The sequence below is a fragment of the Proteiniphilum saccharofermentans genome (genome assembly GCF_900095135.1).
In the GTDB taxonomy this organism is placed as follows: Bacteria; Bacteroidota; Bacteroidia; order Bacteroidales; family Dysgonomonadaceae; genus Proteiniphilum; species Proteiniphilum saccharofermentans.
Genome location: NZ_LT605205.1, coordinates 2684810 through 2699416, shown reverse-complemented (window position 1 = coordinate 2699416; position 14607 = coordinate 2684810). Strand labels below are relative to the sequence as shown.

The window sequence follows — 14607 nt, the reverse complement described above, 5'->3', positions numbered from 1 at the left end:
ATATTAAAGGGTGAAATTTAAACTGATATTGTAAATTCGGGGGGTAGGCTCGCTCAATTCGGGATCCCAGAAGTTCCAGTCAGGAGAAAATACAGCTACATTTCTAACAGAGAGTGATAAACGCATATCCTGAACAGATATTTTCTGAATCAACGTTTTGGGCACATTGTATGACAATGTGATGTTTTCGAGCCGGATAAATGATTTCTCTTTATACACTGTCCCAATATTTTTAGAGCCTATACGGGCATAATCATTTATTTTGTTTTCAGCAGTCCAGTAAGGCTGAACATATTCCGAACATCTGTCTGGAAAGTTGGAAACGTTTGCTGCACGGTTAAATGAGCCGTATTGTCCCCAATAAGAATATATCATGGTTGATAAAGAGAGGTTTTTATAAAAAACGAATTCGTTACGTAATGTCCATCTGAAGCGAGGAGTAGTATACCCTTGAAATATCTTGTCTTCATCTGTCATTACTCCATCCTCATTTTGGTCTTTGTATTTAAAATCACCCGGTTGTAAACCATATATAGCAGCCTCCGTTGCCTCTTCTTTTTGCCAGACACCTATATGTTCATAATCCCATATACGGTCGGGGTCTTGCCCGATAAACCATTTGTTTTTAATATCATCGGCTTCTTTTTGTCCGATTACGTTCCCGTTGTCATCTATTATATCAATCATATCACCATAGAGGCTTACGATTTTTCTTCTGTTCAGCGAGAAGTTAGCGGAAGCGTTCCAGTCAAACTTAGGACTCGAAATGATATTTGCATTTACCGTTGCTTCAAATCCCCTGTTTTCTAATTTCCCCAGGTTTGCGGCCACACTGTTATATCCGATAATCTCGGGGAGCGCCCTATCTACCAACAAATCGTTTGTGGTGGCTTTATAAGCTTCCAAAGCGCCGCTGATCCTGTTATTCAGGAAAGAGAAATCCAGTCCAACATTGACGGAAGCTGTACGCTCCCATTTCAAATTGACATTGGACATCCTGTTCACATAGATCTGTGATGTGATATACACATTCCCGTTTTGGTCGATGTAGGGGTGTGGTCCGGATACCATATCCGATAATGCTTCGTATTGCCCGATATCCCTGTTCCCGTTTTCACCCCAGGAGAAACGCAGTTTGCCGTAATCGAACCAACTCGTTATCGGTTCTGAAAACTTTTCTGCTGTAAAGATCCATCCTAAGGCTACAGCCGGAAAAACAGCCCGGGGATTTCTCTGCCCGAAGGCGGAATAACCGTCTCTCCGAACGGATGTGGTAATCATATATCTGTCTTTTAACGAGTAAAACAACCTTCCCATCAAGGCATCTCCCGTACGGTATGTATCATTACTTTCATTCAGTGGAACAGTTCCTGCCTGTATCCGGTGATATCCCAAAATATCGTTTGGCGAGAATTGTGTGGCAGTCATTTTTTGACTCCAATATTGTCTTTGCTCAGCGTTTACCAAAAAAGTGGTCTCAATATTATGAATCCCATTGAACCTCTTTTTCCATCTCAATACATTATCGACCTGCCACGAATAGATTTTATGTGTTGTGCGTTCAGACCTTCCCCCGCTTGCCGCCCATGAAAAGTTCTTGGAAGATTCGTGGTTGTAATATTCCCGCCACTCAAGATATGGAATGTAGTTAAACTGATATTCTATTTCGAAAGGCAGTGTCACAATAGCGTATAAATTTGCATTCAAAGCACTGTACACGTCCTTCCGGTCTCTGTATAAATTATCGAAGAAAGGGTTTACCGGGGTTACGTCCGAGGTGGGATATTTCCAGATATATTCCTCCACTTCCGGATTGCCGATCTCATCTGCTCCGTAGGGAGATATTCTAACCATTTGTCCCCAATCGGCTTGTAGATAGCCTTCATTTCTGGATGAGAAACCTGAATTCAAACCTATTTTCAAAAAAGGAGTAATTGTAGACTCCAGATTAAGTCGTGTTCTGAAAGTGCTAAATCGATCTCCTACAATGATTCCTTCTCTATCAGAGTAACCTAATGACCAATAGTAAGAGACATCGTCGGTTCTGTTTGATATAGCTGCCTGGTAATCTTGCTGTAAGCCTATGTGGAATACTTTTTTCGCCCAATCGGTCGTCCTGTTAAGGATAAAGTTGTCGATTTCCGGTGCTTTGAGTTCTAAACGGGACGCCCAGGTTCTTAAAAGATCTTCTTCGGTAAAGGTTTCTACCGGTGTTTGTTTGTCATAGTTGAACCAGTCGCGTTGATTTACATTTTGAAGTTTACGTGGATCTTCAAAAATTTCGGGATATTGTTGCAGATATGCATCCGTATTTTTACCTATCTCATAGGCTCTTCGATATTGCATGAAACCTTCTGCATCTAATAACTTAGGCTGATTGGCCGACTGCACGAAACCCGTTGAAGTATTGAAAGATACTAAAGGTTTGCCGCCTCGCCCTCCTTTTTGTGTTAAAATAACGATTACCCCGCTGGCCGCTTTGGCTCCATAAACGGCTGCAGAACTGGCGTCTTTCAAAATATCAATAGAAGCTACATCCATAGGATTGATATCCGTTAAAGCTCCCTCGAAAATAACTCCGTCTAACACGATAAGAGGTTCTGAACCGGCTTTTAACGTATTCACACCTCTAATTTGCAGTCCCGCGCTTCCTTTTGCCGAATTGGCAAAACCAATATTTAATCCAGCAGAATTACCCCGTAGCAGGTCCTGAATGGAACGAGGGCTCTCCGCTTTGAGCGCTTCCGTTTTAATCGTAGATATGGCACTCGTCAGGTCTTTCTGCCTCATGGTTCCGTATCCTATGACCACTACTTCATCCAGGAAGCTTGTCTCTTCTTTTAAAGTAATGTCAATAACGCTTCTGTTTCCCACATTTACTGTTTGTGTTTCAAATCCGATATAAGATATATTCAACATTGGATCTGAGGTGGTGAGTTTTAATGTGTAATTCCCGTCTATGTCGGTGACGGTTCCATTGGTTGTTCCGGCTTCAATTACATTTACACCGACCAGGGATTCGCCCTGAGTGTCAATGATACGACCGCTTGCTGTCCTTGTAACTTGCTGTTGTTCAATTGGTTGGATTGCGGGGGGGGGGGGTAGAGTATTCACCTAAAGCGAAAGAGCTTATAGGGAAAGAGAAAAGTAAGGCCATAATAAAACCGGCCAACGTCAGTTTCATGGTCCCATCTCCCATCTTCAACTTTCTTGAATAGAGAAAAAATTCATTCTTTTCTTTCATAATGATCTAATTAAAAAAATAAATAATAAATGGTTTAATTATTGTGAGATTCAGGGTGATTAATATTTTTCGCCATTTCTAAAGCGGTTGTCGTTATATAATATTTTGTTATGGTGTTTGATATTTCCCATTCCGGCATATCCCGGTTCACAAGATACCCGAAATATTTTTCGGCTACCATTCCAAAATAGTCTTCATGTCCTTTTCTGAATTCCAAAGGAGCAATGATCTTATACCTTCCTTCCGCAACTTTCTCTGCCGATACATAAGGATACGATGCTTGCAGATCTGTCACTGCTTTCACTATATTAGAATCGAAAGTTTGTTCATCAAAAGATTTCTCTTTTTGAATAAATAATTCTTTTATATAGTTAACCGATTGATCCTGAGTAATTTCAATAGACGCATTCGTTCCCCTGATAAGGCCATTATAAGTATCACCACCTCCTTTGGGAGCTTCATAATTCCATAGAACGGTCATTGATATATTTTTTCCTTTTACCTGATAATCGATTTTTCCGTTACCATAAACCTCCAATACTGAATTATTGATATATTTCTGCAGGAAATCGGGGAAAGCATTCATCTTTGTTGACCGGGAAAAATCCTGCAACGTCAATTTGGTGGGCCAATGACTTGCGGCTGTCATTTGTACATCGTTGGTATAATCGATTATCTGGTCAGGAAAGCACTGCCAGTTGATTAGATCTATTAAATGTACCGACACATCTGCAATTCCTTCTCCCTGTTGTTCCACATCGTAAAACCATGCCGGACGAACCAGTGTATTTCCGGATACTTCCTTATAATAATGATGCACACTTTCCATGGCTATTCCGGGATTATCCGGGGTGCCGGCTTGTAATTCTCCAAACAGTTCTTTCCTGTTCACAAGTTTACGGGTAAGTGTATTGATGATCTCGTTCCTTTCCGTCATAACATCCAACAAGTATGAGCCATGTGCGTCCGCAGAATTAAAAGCCTCCTTGAGTAGATTGAAATTTTCCTTATTGATTGCCATCGGCTTATCTGAAAGGACATTGAATCCGGCATTGAGCGACTGGAAAATATACTCGGTTTTTTTCCTGTTATTTCCAGCCAGAATCACTACATTTCCATTTTTCTCTTCAATCATCTTCTCGAGATAATCCTTCCCGGCATATAACACTATCTGCCAATTAGTCGGGTTTTCCGGGCGCTGGTTATAACTTTCAATACTTTCCAGATACTGATCAAGTTCGTTCCCCTCAGGCGCATATACGTGTACGGTGTCGTTGACCTGACGCTGTGGAAATTTCTGAAGCAGACTGGCATGAAAATGACCTGGATCCAATACCACTAATCTGATCTCTCCGTCCTGACCTGTAAACGTAGTCGGCGATTGTTCTTTTTCTGTGTCTTTACGCATATTGCATGAAAAGAGTAAAAGGGCTCCAAGAATAATCACCAGTTTATAAAGAATATTTCTCATTACTTCAATTCTTTAAAATTTCATTTAAGTTAGACTATCTCTCGCTATGGCTAGTTCAAGTAAACTTAGTTGTTTTCTCGCGACGGCATAATGCAAACAAGTTTGCTTTCCGCACATCGCTTATCGAAAACATTCAAGCAAGCTTAGTTCTGCTCATTTAGCTTATTGAGATAGTTGAATATAATCTGTACCGTATGGGGCCCTCTGCGGTCTTCTCAGCATAGAGTTTGCCAATTCACTGTTTTTGAACTTCTCGAGTTTCGGATCCCATTCCAGTCTGCCCGGAATTTTCATTGCGATATGACTGATCAGACAGACGGTGCAGGTACGATGCCCGATTTCTACCGGCGATATGGGTTCTTTTCTCGATTCTATACAGTTAAGCCAATTCCCGTGTTGATTGTCACTCTTATACAAATGAATCTCATTTTCACCGATTTCTGAAGTCAAAATTTTCGGATCACTGGCATCCAACGCTTTTGCATTATTTCCCTGAGCCACCGGATCACTTGTAGATGCTACGTAATTACCCCGGGAAACGAAAATCCATCCATCGGTGCCTTCATATCTGATGCCGTTGGGATAACCTCCACTTGTGTACATGGTTATTCCGTTTTCATACTCCGCTTTTACCATAAAATCGCCGTGCACATCCCACAGCCCCGATTTGGGGAATTGCGCGATAGCCTCCACAGAAACAGGGCCTGTGTATTCCGTATCCATACCCCATGCGGCCGAATCAAAATGATGCTGTCCCCATCCGGTAATCATACCCGCACCAAACTGCTCACAACGCAACCATCCAGGACGGCCATAGTTGTTTTGGGGATGAACCCTGATTTCGGTATAATAAACTTCAGGGGTTGATCCGAGCCACATGTCGTAATTCAAATTCTTAGGAACAGGCATTTCACTTGCTTCGGGACCGGAAGGGTCACCGGGTAATCCTATTTTCACAGTATGAAGCTTGCCAATCCTCCCGTTTCTCACCAATTCTGCCGCTATCCTGAATTGGGGAGATGAACGTTGCTGCGTTCCTACCTGGAGGATCACATTTTGACGACGTACCACATCGCTTAAAAGCCTACCTTCCTCAACAGTTAACGATGTGGGCTTTTGCAAATATATGTCCTTTTTAGCCAAAGCAGCGCGGATGGCAGGTTCGGCATGCCAATGATCCGGTGTACTGATAATTACAGCATCAATTTCATTATCGGATAGCATATCGATGTAATTTTCATACATTTTCGCATTTGAATAGGATTTTTTACCGGTCTTTTTCGTGTAATATTCATCCACATACTTTTTCCCATCCGCCAGACGTTTGCTGTCCACATCGCAAACAGCCATGAATTGCGCTTTATCATATTTTATTGTCTCTGCCATATCATGATCCCGGGCAATTCTGCCACAACCAATCTGTCCGATATGAATTTTATTGCTTGGTGCATTTTTGCCGAACACCGATGAAGGAACAATGGTAGGAAAAACCGCTGTTCCGACTGCTGTTGCCGCTGCTTTTTTTATAAACATTCTTCTTTTCATTTTTATTTGAATTTATTCTGATTTATATTTTTCAAACTCCCCGGCTATTCCGGCCTCGATATGGTTGCCGCTGTGCACAAGCACCCGATATCTGAGTTTGATCACTTCCCCCTTTTTCAGCGTGGTAGTTTTATCATTCTCCGGCCAGTACATAGGAGTGGGGGAAAAAAAACCATAATCGCGCGTGAACCATGGAGCGGGGTACCAGTCGTTGGAAGGATGCTGCATGATAGCCATTCCTTCTATTTTTCCTTGCCTTTTACCATGACAGTCTATCCACGGGGAACGTTTCCCGAAAGTAGCTTTTTCTCCGGTCTCCCCTTCGGCATTGACTATTGTTCCCCCGTTAATCACTGCCAAATCAGGATCCATGCGTCCACTGAACAGCGAATGGTTTGTTTTTTCGATCACCACATCTATCAGTATTTCCATCGTGACATCAAAATCGATTTGGAATTTGCCTTTTGACGGGGCGGAAATAGTAATAATCCGTTTGTCTTTGATGGGAGCATCGGCGCCGGGACGCCTCCAGATGCATTCGTTTTCGATTACTACCTTATCATTGCCTGTTTCAATAATATCGGCTCTCAGGGAAATGATTTGCCCCCTCTCTAAGCCCTCCTGCCAGTAATTGCCTCCGTTTACCCTGTCGCACCCGAAAAAGAGTGAACTATGATGTGGATAATTTGCATTGCGCATTGAGGTTACGGAAGCGTTTGAAGGGCCATTCACCGGAAAGAAAAAGGGATATTTCTCATGTTCCGAAATAATATAATTTGTAAATAGGTTCCCGTTTACTTTTATCTCAATTTTATCTCCAGTTTTTTCTGCAGTTACTTTTGGTTGGGGAAGGGCGGCATTATGAATAAGCCCGGTAAAAAAAATGAATAATACGATCTTTTTCATGTTTTTATAATTTATTTTTTTGAGTCAATTTTAATTTCAGGTGTTGCGGCAAAACTATTCCAATACATTTCTGCTGCCTCTTTGTCGATTTTTCCATCAAAGACTATCATCCTGTACTTAAGAATATAATTACTTCCTTTCTGCAGTTCCCACGATCTATGGCGAATAGGGGTAAATTCGAAGAACATGTCACCTCTGCCTCCATTTGCATCGAGAGGCCAAACGCGCATAGGTTCAGGATGTGCACGATTTGAAGGATGGCTCAGAAAGAGAATCCCCGACCGGCCTTCCTGTACTTCCGATTCCCCTTCCACAATACACCAACGTGCGTTGCTGCCATCCGCATCTATCCTTGTTTTCCCTTCAGATGTCAGCACAGTAGAATTATCCTTCGTCCATTTTTCTGTTGCCCTGAAACCAATGCCACCTCCATATCTGTATGCGTCGAGCATGATACCGTTCGGCAATGGCGTATTTAATATAGTGGTATAGTCAATGATCCTTACTCCGTCGTGTATGTTCCAGGCTCTCACATCCAGAATCTCATTGATTGCTATCTGGTCTTCTCCCTTTGCTCCAAAATCAATATGTTGCTGCAACGCGCGAAAACCTGAGAATACACTTCCGGTTGTTTCGGACAAGAACCCGGCAAACTTCACCGTCCCCTGGCCTTCATACAAATTCCAGAAATCGACTTTCCGGTCATTTATATGAGTTAATGTCCACGGCCCCCAAATACCATAATGGTGATAATGATCGGGAGCCTGCACACGGGTTAATACTTCACCTCCCGGAGACCACAGGGGATGGATGAATCCTGAGCGCTTAAACAAAGGATCAACCCCTTCGGGGGGGTACATCGTACCAAAACGATAGCTTAAAATCTGCTGCTCTTTCTGACGAAGGGTGAGGTTTTCTCCCGATTTATAAATGTGAATATCAGTATTTGATTTATTGGGAGAATCCTGTTCTTGAAATTTAAGCACAAATTTCCTTGTTGAATTTTTTGCGGAAAAACCTTCTAATATAAACCAAAGGCGAGAAGTGTAATCCGATTCCAGTTGGCTGTGTATAAGTTTTTCTCCTGAAGGGGTGACCTCATATAATGCGAATGTTTCACTGGTTATATCAGCTATTAAATCATCTACCGAAATCGAAACAGGCGTATTAACGCAAGGTTTTTTAATAATAATTGAAAAGTTTATTGTTTGGGCAGATACACATAAAGAAGATATCCACACAAGTGTGAGCAACATTCCTCTTGATAGATTTGAAGTTTTCCTTTTCATTTCCCTGATTTGTTTAGATTTATATAGTATTTACGTAAACTGTTATTTACAGACAAACTTGAACTTATCCACTTATTTCCATTACTGTCTGTCACTTTATTAAAAAATGCTTATATTCTCCCTAATATCTACCCTAACGCATATTTTGTGTACGTGAACAGCCAAGGTAAATCTTCAATTAATTTTCATTAAGGCTCAGATCACAAAAATAGCTTGGTGTTGTGTTAAAACAAAATATTATTTTTGCATATGAAGGTATAAAATTTGCAGGAATTATTCGGTCCGTTGATTTTTATATTCCACTATAGTAGTTAAAACCGCCGCTTTGGAGCGTCTTTACGGATTTATTTTACTTTTCACAATCTGCTCTATTGCCGTTTGTAATCCCCTGATTTCCGACAGTCCCCTTATTCGCCCGACCAGTGGATAGCCGGGATTGGATTTTCTATGGAAATCATCCAGCATTTTCTTTCCGTGATCTGCCCTGAACGGGATTCTTATGTCTTCGCGTCCTTCGTTTTTTCGCCTGTATTGTTCTTTCAATAATAATTTCACGATCGGATACATATCTATATCTCCATCCAGATGTCCCGATTCATAAAAGCAATGATCATTTAAAAATCTCAGATTCCGGAGATGTGCAAAATGAATCCGGTCTGCGAATTTTTCAATAAACTGAAGTAAGTCATTGTCCTTTCTGGCTGCCAAAGAGCCGGTACAAAAAGTAAGTCCATTGGCAAGGGAGTTGTTATGTGAGAATATCCGCTCAAAGTCTTCTATTGTACTGGCAATGCGGGGTAATCCTAACAAAGAGAAGGGAGGGTCATCAGGATGGATACATAATCGTATTCCATGATTTTCGGCAACCGGTATCACTTCTTTCAGGAAGAAGGAAAGATTATCCCTGAACTTATCCGGGCCTAATGCTTTATATTGTCCTATTGAATGGAGGAATAACTTTTTATAATTATTGGTATCTTCAACGTCACTATTGATAAAACCCTGCGTAACTATGATGATATTGTAGGCAAGTTTTTCTTTCTCCTCATTATCCATAGACTCGTATATTTCCCTTGCTTTCAGGATAATGCTTTCCGGATAATCATCGGTTGCACCCTCTCTCTTTAGAATGTACAGGTCAAAAGCGGCAAAAGTGTGATAGTCAAACAGTATTGTTTCCGTGCCATCGCTGTCTTTGTAACGGAGATCCGTCCTTACCCAATCCAACACAGGCATAAAATTATAGCAGACGGTTTTGATACCGCATTGGGCCAGATTAACCAGGGAAGTTTTATAATTTTCCATATGTTCATCCCGCTTATCCGTTCCTAATTTTATGTCGTTCGATACCGGCAGGCTCTCCACAACACTCCACTTAAGGCCTTCCTGTTCAATCATTTTTTTTACGGGCAGGATGTCATCGACATGCCAGGCAGTACCCGGCTTTATGTGATGCAAAGAGGTGACGATACCTTCTACGCCGATCTGTTTTAAATCGGACAGGCTGATTGTATCGTCCATGCCAAACCATCTCCAAGTCCTTTCCAACAACATGATTCATTCTATGTTTTATGGCCGATAGACGGCGGTGTTATTCAGTTTACAAATGTATTCATATTTATAAATATCCGACAAGTTTGATATTTGCAATTATTAATACTATATTTGCGGCAAATTATATGGCTATGGCAAAAATAATGCATGAGAAGCTGAATCTCAGCAGCGGGTCACCGGTGAAGATAAAATGGTGTGATTATGATTATTTCAAATTTCCCTGGCATTTTCATGAAGAGTATGAAATTGTATATATATTGAAAAGTACCGGTACGCGATTTGTGGGGAATAATGTCGAGCTGTTTTCCGATGAAGATTTGGTGCTGCTTGGAAGCAGTGTCCCCCATATGTACAGAAATGATATTCAATATTATCAGAATGACCCGAAGTACAGGGTGAATGCTATTACCCTTCAATTTTCCAAGGATTTTTTTCATTATTCCCTTCAACAGTATCCGGAATTTTCCAAGATAAAAAAATTACTGGAGGATGCTAAATACGGCATTTACTTTGAGAAGGATGCGAATAAGACAATAAGAAAAAGAATAACAAAGGCACTTCGGTTAAGTGGGCTTGACTTACTTTTGGAGACAATAAAAATTCTTTCCATGATGAGCCAGTCACAAGAAAAGAGGTTATTGAGGGATGAGAGTGAAGATACTCTTATAAATATCCATGATAAAGATCCCCGTATAATTAAAGTCAAAGCTTTCCTGCATCGTGAATATACTAAAGCAATTACACTGCAAGATATTGCAGATATCGCAGGGATGAATGTAAGTGCATTCTGTCGTTACTTTCTGGAAAAAACGAGTAAGACCTGTTTTCAATATATCAACGAACTCCGGATCAGTTATGCATGTAAACTGTTGTTGGAAAGAAGGCTGACGATAACCCAGATTTGCTACGAAACAGGGTATAATAATATTTCCAATTTTAACAGGCAGTTCAAAAAGATAATGGGTTATACGCCTACAGAATATATACTGGAGTTTAATAAGGCTGTGTAAATATATTTCCGTGTACCGGAACCGTTTCTGTATTCTCACATAAATTCAAAATTAATTCGTTACTTTGTAAAAACAATTACACTTATCTTGTTTATTCACTAACATGTTTGTGTTTATTAAATATCTATAAAATCACCCTATATGCAACGAAAAGTTCGTATTAAGGATATTGCGCAAATGGCGGGAGTTTCGGCAGGCACGGTCGACCGGATACTTCATAACAGGGGAAATGTATCTGAATCGGCACGTATTGCTGTTGAGAAGGTGCTGAAGAAAGTAAATTACAAGCCGAATATCCATATCTCCGGATTATCATTAAAGAGAAAATACAAGGTGGTAATCACTACTCCGCATGTGATGGAGGGGGAATATTGGGAGAGTATCCATTCCGGTATCCGCCATGCTTTGGAAGAGTTTGAAAATATCCGGGTACAGTGTTTGATATATACTTATAACCAATATGATATTTATTCCTGCAGGGAGGTGCATGACCAGATAGCACAAACAGATGCCGATGCGGTCATTATCGGTGCTACTTTCAAGGAAGTGACCGTCCGCCTGACGAAACAGTTGGATGAAAGAGAAATCCCCTATGTTTTTGTTGACTCTCCCTTGGAGGATACTTCACCGCTCGCTTTCTTCACTTCCGACCATTATATTTGCGGTTATCTGGTGGCCAAACTGATTACCTCCATCATTCCTTCAGGGAGTGATATTGGGATGTTGCAGGCTGTGAGGATAGGAGCCCAGAGTGCCAATACGAGTATACTGAGAAAGCAAGGATTTAATGATTATCTCAGCGAAAAGGGCATCACCAACAGTGTGCGGAGAATACCTTTTACTGCTATGGAACCGGAAAAATTTGACCAACAGTTGGAAGAATTTTTTCAGACCCAGCAGAATATTGGGGGAATAGTGGTACTTAACTCGAGGGGAGGGCTTATTGCCGATTATTTCGATAGAAACGGGATCGATGATATCAGGCTGGTTTGTCTGGACCTTACGGCACCCAATATAAGGGGATTGAAAAATGGATATATCGATTTTCTGATCGGGCAGGAACCGGAACACCAGGGTTTTCTGGCAATGAAAACATTAATTGAATATCTGATATACCGGAAACCGGTAAAAGTAGAGAATTACACACAGCTTGATATTCTAACCAAAGAGACTATCGGTTATTACAACCAGTTCAATTTCATGTCATGAATATTATCCTGTCTCAATCTAGGTCACCTTCGTTTAACTTAGCCGCAGAAGAACATCTTTTCTCAAGAATAGGAGAAGATTTCTTACTGCTGTATGTCAATGAACCAAGTGTTATCATCGGATCTAATCAGGCTGTATTGAATGAGGTTGACCAGGACTTCTGCATTGAACACGATATCCGTATTGTACGTCGATTGTCGGGTGGGGGAGCAGTGTATCATGATACAGGCAACCTGAATTACAGTTTTATTCATGGAAAAACAGGGGAGCCGTTGAGCACTCGTTTCCTTGATCCGGTAGTGGAGACATTGCGTACTTTGGATATTCCCGTTGAAGTAAGGAAACGAAAGGATCTTTGGTTAGAGGGCTATAAAATATCCGGTACTGCATCACATCTTTCTAAAGGTCGGGAGATACATCATGGTACGTTGCTTTATGATACTGACTTGGAGATGCTTTTGAAGGCTCTCAACCCTGAAAAGAGGGATCTGGTCAGGAAGGCAACCGCTTCGGTTCCCAGTCCCGTGAAAAATATCCGGTCATATTTAGAAAATATGAAAGGAATCAGTCCTGAGCCTGAGCAATTTTTCCGGCAGTTTGTGCAGCAGGTGGGCCTGGTACTGGGGACAGGGAATATCGACTCTTTTGGAAGCCGTGAGAAAGAGAAGATAGAAGTATTACAAAGAGACAAGTATATACAAAGGATGTGGAATTACAGGATGTAATAGCTATTTAGCCGGGACGGTTCTGGAATTTCACGTAAAAGGATTTACTACAGGTTGGGAATATTCCTGTAATTGGCCATACAGTCGTCCCTGCCAGGTATCCCTTTCCCGGAAGCGTTTCATGATTTTTTCCGTTACCACATAATTCTTCTGATCCCAAGCAGGTGCAATCAACAGTTTTTTTGGAGATTGGGAGGTGAACCGTTCGATATAAATTTCCGGTTTCAGCCGTTCCGCAAAGTCGATACACAGATCCACATATTCATCCAGTTCGAAAAGGTGAAACGATTCCGGTAATAACCTGAACTCTTTTGCCATGGCGGTTCCCTTGATGATCTGTAACTGATGCAGTTTCAGGGTTGTCAGAGGTAGTTGTGAAAGCTTGTCTGCATGAGAGAGTATTTCTTCAGTACTTTCCCCCGGCAATCCCAGGATCATATGTGCACCTGTCACAATGTTTCGTCCGGCAGTTTCCTCGATCATTTCTGCGGATTCCTCATAAGTATGCTGACGGTTTATCCTCTCCAACGTTTTATTCAATGTTGATTCTACGCCATATTCCACCATGACAAACGTTTTTTTACTGAGTGCTTCAAAATAATCGAGCAGTTCTTTTGGCATACAGTCGGGGCGGGTACCTACTATCAATCCTACAACGTTGGGGTAGGAGAGAGCCTCTTCATATTTGGAGATAAGAGAATCCAGACTGTCGTAGGTGTTGGTATAGGATTGGAAATAGGCGAGGTATTTCATCTCCGGATATTTGTGAGAAAAGAAATTGATACCGTCGGCCAGTTGTTCTGAAATAGTTTTGGTCGGTTTGCCATAGCCGGGGCTAAAACTCTGGTTGTTGCAATAGGTACATCCGCCACGTCCTTTGCTGCCGTCGCGGTTGGGACAGGTAAAGCCGGCATTGACGGAAATTTTTTGTACTTTATAGGGGAATTTTGCTGAAAGGAATTCGGCAAAATCACGATATGGTTTGTCGTTTGAGAACACGATCGTCAAATTTGTTGATATAATAATGGTGGGATATTAAACCTCTATCTTAAACAATTGTAGGAGTAAAATGTTTTCGATATATGGGGAGAGAAATAAAACTGAAATAACGGGAATATGGCTCACGCCGCATTCCCGTTCAGAAATTTATATATTAAAAAAAGTAGAGTTAATTAACCGGTTATTTTTTCCTGATCGTGTATAATTCCCATTTCAGAACGACATTTCCACTGCCGTTTTTGATAACCCGCACTTCTTCCATCTTATCGGATGATTTGCGTATATATTCCGATACACGATTGTCTTTACCATTGCGGACATAGGACGTGTTTTCAAATTTATCACTCTCCAAGGCTTTATCCACTTCGGCCATAAAACTCTTCTGAAAACTTTCATTGGCTGAATTCAGAATAAGCATTTTCTCATTTTCCTTGTTACGATCCGATTTAAACCGGATATTAAATGCATCTGTTTTCAGATTTTCCAGGTCTGCCCTATCCAACACAGAGCCGGCACTTCCTTTTCTATATACATAATTGAAGCGTTCATCTTCCATATATTTATCGAATAATTTCTCTACCTGTTGTGCTGATGCTACTGCTGAAAATACCAGCATTATAAGCATAATTGAAAATAATTTCTTCATAATGTGTTG

The 14607-nt window shown here is 41.1% G+C and carries 11 protein-coding genes; 3 read left to right on the top strand and 8 right to left on the bottom strand.

Going from position 1 to position 14607, the window contains the following annotated elements; all coding sequences use genetic code 11:
* Positions 1–3: 3 nt before the first annotated feature.
* From PSM36_RS10650 to uxuA, 6 genes are all read right to left on the bottom strand, one after another.
* A complete protein-coding gene (locus PSM36_RS10650; protein WP_083711016.1) occupies positions 4–3114 on the bottom strand; it encodes a SusC/RagA family TonB-linked outer membrane protein in 3111 nt (1036 codons plus the stop codon).
* A gap of 164 nt (positions 3115–3278) precedes the next feature.
* Positions 3279–4715, bottom strand: a complete 1437-nt coding sequence (locus PSM36_RS10645; protein ID WP_076930879.1) for a putative oxidoreductase C-terminal domain-containing protein — start codon at positions 4713–4715, stop codon at positions 3279–3281.
* Positions 4716–4877: 162 nt separating this feature from the next.
* Positions 4878–6260, bottom strand: coding sequence for a Gfo/Idh/MocA family protein (locus tag PSM36_RS10640; RefSeq protein ID WP_076930878.1), 1383 nt, complete (start codon positions 6258–6260; stop codon positions 4878–4880).
* Positions 6261–6272: 12 nt separating this feature from the next.
* Entirely contained in the window at positions 6273–7166 is an 894-nt protein-coding gene (locus PSM36_RS10635; protein ID WP_076930877.1) for a DUF6807 domain-containing protein, read from the bottom strand.
* A gap of 11 nt (positions 7167–7177) precedes the next feature.
* Complete coding sequence (locus tag PSM36_RS10630) at positions 7178–8152, bottom strand: DUF6807 domain-containing protein (protein WP_232001417.1); 975 nt, start codon at positions 8150–8152, stop codon at positions 7178–7180.
* Positions 8153–8791: 639 nt separating this feature from the next.
* Positions 8792–10009, bottom strand: coding sequence for a mannonate dehydratase (gene uxuA, locus PSM36_RS10625; protein WP_092027054.1), 1218 nt, complete (start codon positions 10007–10009; stop codon positions 8792–8794).
* 131 nt (positions 10010–10140) lie between these two features.
* Here uxuA and PSM36_RS10620 point away from each other — a divergent pair, with 131 nt between their 5' ends.
* The 3 genes from PSM36_RS10620 to PSM36_RS10610 all read left to right on the top strand — a co-directional run bounded on the left by PSM36_RS10620 (position 10141) and on the right by PSM36_RS10610 (position 12953).
* Positions 10141–11019 carry an AraC family transcriptional regulator gene (locus PSM36_RS10620; protein WP_076932195.1) on the top strand — a complete coding sequence of 293 codons (879 nt, stop codon included), beginning with the start codon at positions 10141–10143 and terminating at the stop codon, positions 11017–11019.
* 141 nt (positions 11020–11160) lie between these two features.
* Positions 11161–12228 carry a LacI family DNA-binding transcriptional regulator gene (locus PSM36_RS10615; protein ID WP_076930876.1) on the top strand — a complete coding sequence of 356 codons (1068 nt, stop codon included), beginning with the start codon at positions 11161–11163 and terminating at the stop codon, positions 12226–12228.
* The gene (locus PSM36_RS10610; RefSeq protein WP_076930875.1) at positions 12225–12953 is read left to right on the top strand and encodes a lipoate--protein ligase family protein; all 729 of its coding nucleotides are present in this window, start codon (positions 12225–12227) and stop codon (positions 12951–12953) included. Before PSM36_RS10615 ends, PSM36_RS10610 begins: the two co-directional genes overlap by 4 nt.
* Before the next feature lie 30 nt (positions 12954–12983).
* Here PSM36_RS10610 and PSM36_RS10605 read toward each other — a convergent pair whose 3' ends face one another.
* Both PSM36_RS10605 and PSM36_RS10600 read right to left on the bottom strand, forming a co-directional pair.
* Positions 12984–13952, bottom strand: coding sequence for a TIGR01212 family radical SAM protein (locus PSM36_RS10605; protein WP_076932194.1), 969 nt, complete (start codon positions 13950–13952; stop codon positions 12984–12986).
* Positions 13953–14133: 181 nt separating this feature from the next.
* On the bottom strand, positions 14134–14598 hold the full coding sequence (locus tag PSM36_RS10600) for a DUF4252 domain-containing protein (RefSeq protein ID WP_076930874.1): 465 nt from the start codon (positions 14596–14598) through the stop codon (positions 14134–14136).
* Positions 14599–14607: the final 9 nt, after the last annotated feature.

Bases quoted from the DNA above. Each gene is read 5' to 3' on its own strand.
- PSM36_RS10615 (WP_076930876.1), top strand. From the start codon at position 11,161: ATGCAACGAAAAGTTCGTATTAAGGATATTGCGCAAATGGCGGGAGTT.
- uxuA (WP_092027054.1), bottom strand. From the start codon at position 10,009: ATGTTGTTGGAAAGGACTTGGAGATGGTTTGGCATGGACGATACAATC.
- PSM36_RS10620 (WP_076932195.1), top strand. From the start codon at position 10,141: ATGGCAAAAATAATGCATGAGAAGCTGAATCTCAGCAGCGGGTCACCG.
- PSM36_RS10640 (WP_076930878.1), bottom strand. From the start codon at position 6,260: ATGAAAAGAAGAATGTTTATAAAAAAAGCAGCGGCAACAGCAGTCGGA.
- PSM36_RS10600 (WP_076930874.1), bottom strand. From the start codon at position 14,598: ATGAAGAAATTATTTTCAATTATGCTTATAATGCTGGTATTTTCAGCA.
- PSM36_RS10635 (WP_076930877.1), bottom strand. From the start codon at position 7,166: ATGAAAAAGATCGTATTATTCATTTTTTTTACCGGGCTTATTCATAAT.
- PSM36_RS10610 (WP_076930875.1), top strand. From the start codon at position 12,225: ATGAATATTATCCTGTCTCAATCTAGGTCACCTTCGTTTAACTTAGCC.
- PSM36_RS10645 (WP_076930879.1), bottom strand. From the start codon at position 4,715: ATGAGAAATATTCTTTATAAACTGGTGATTATTCTTGGAGCCCTTTTA.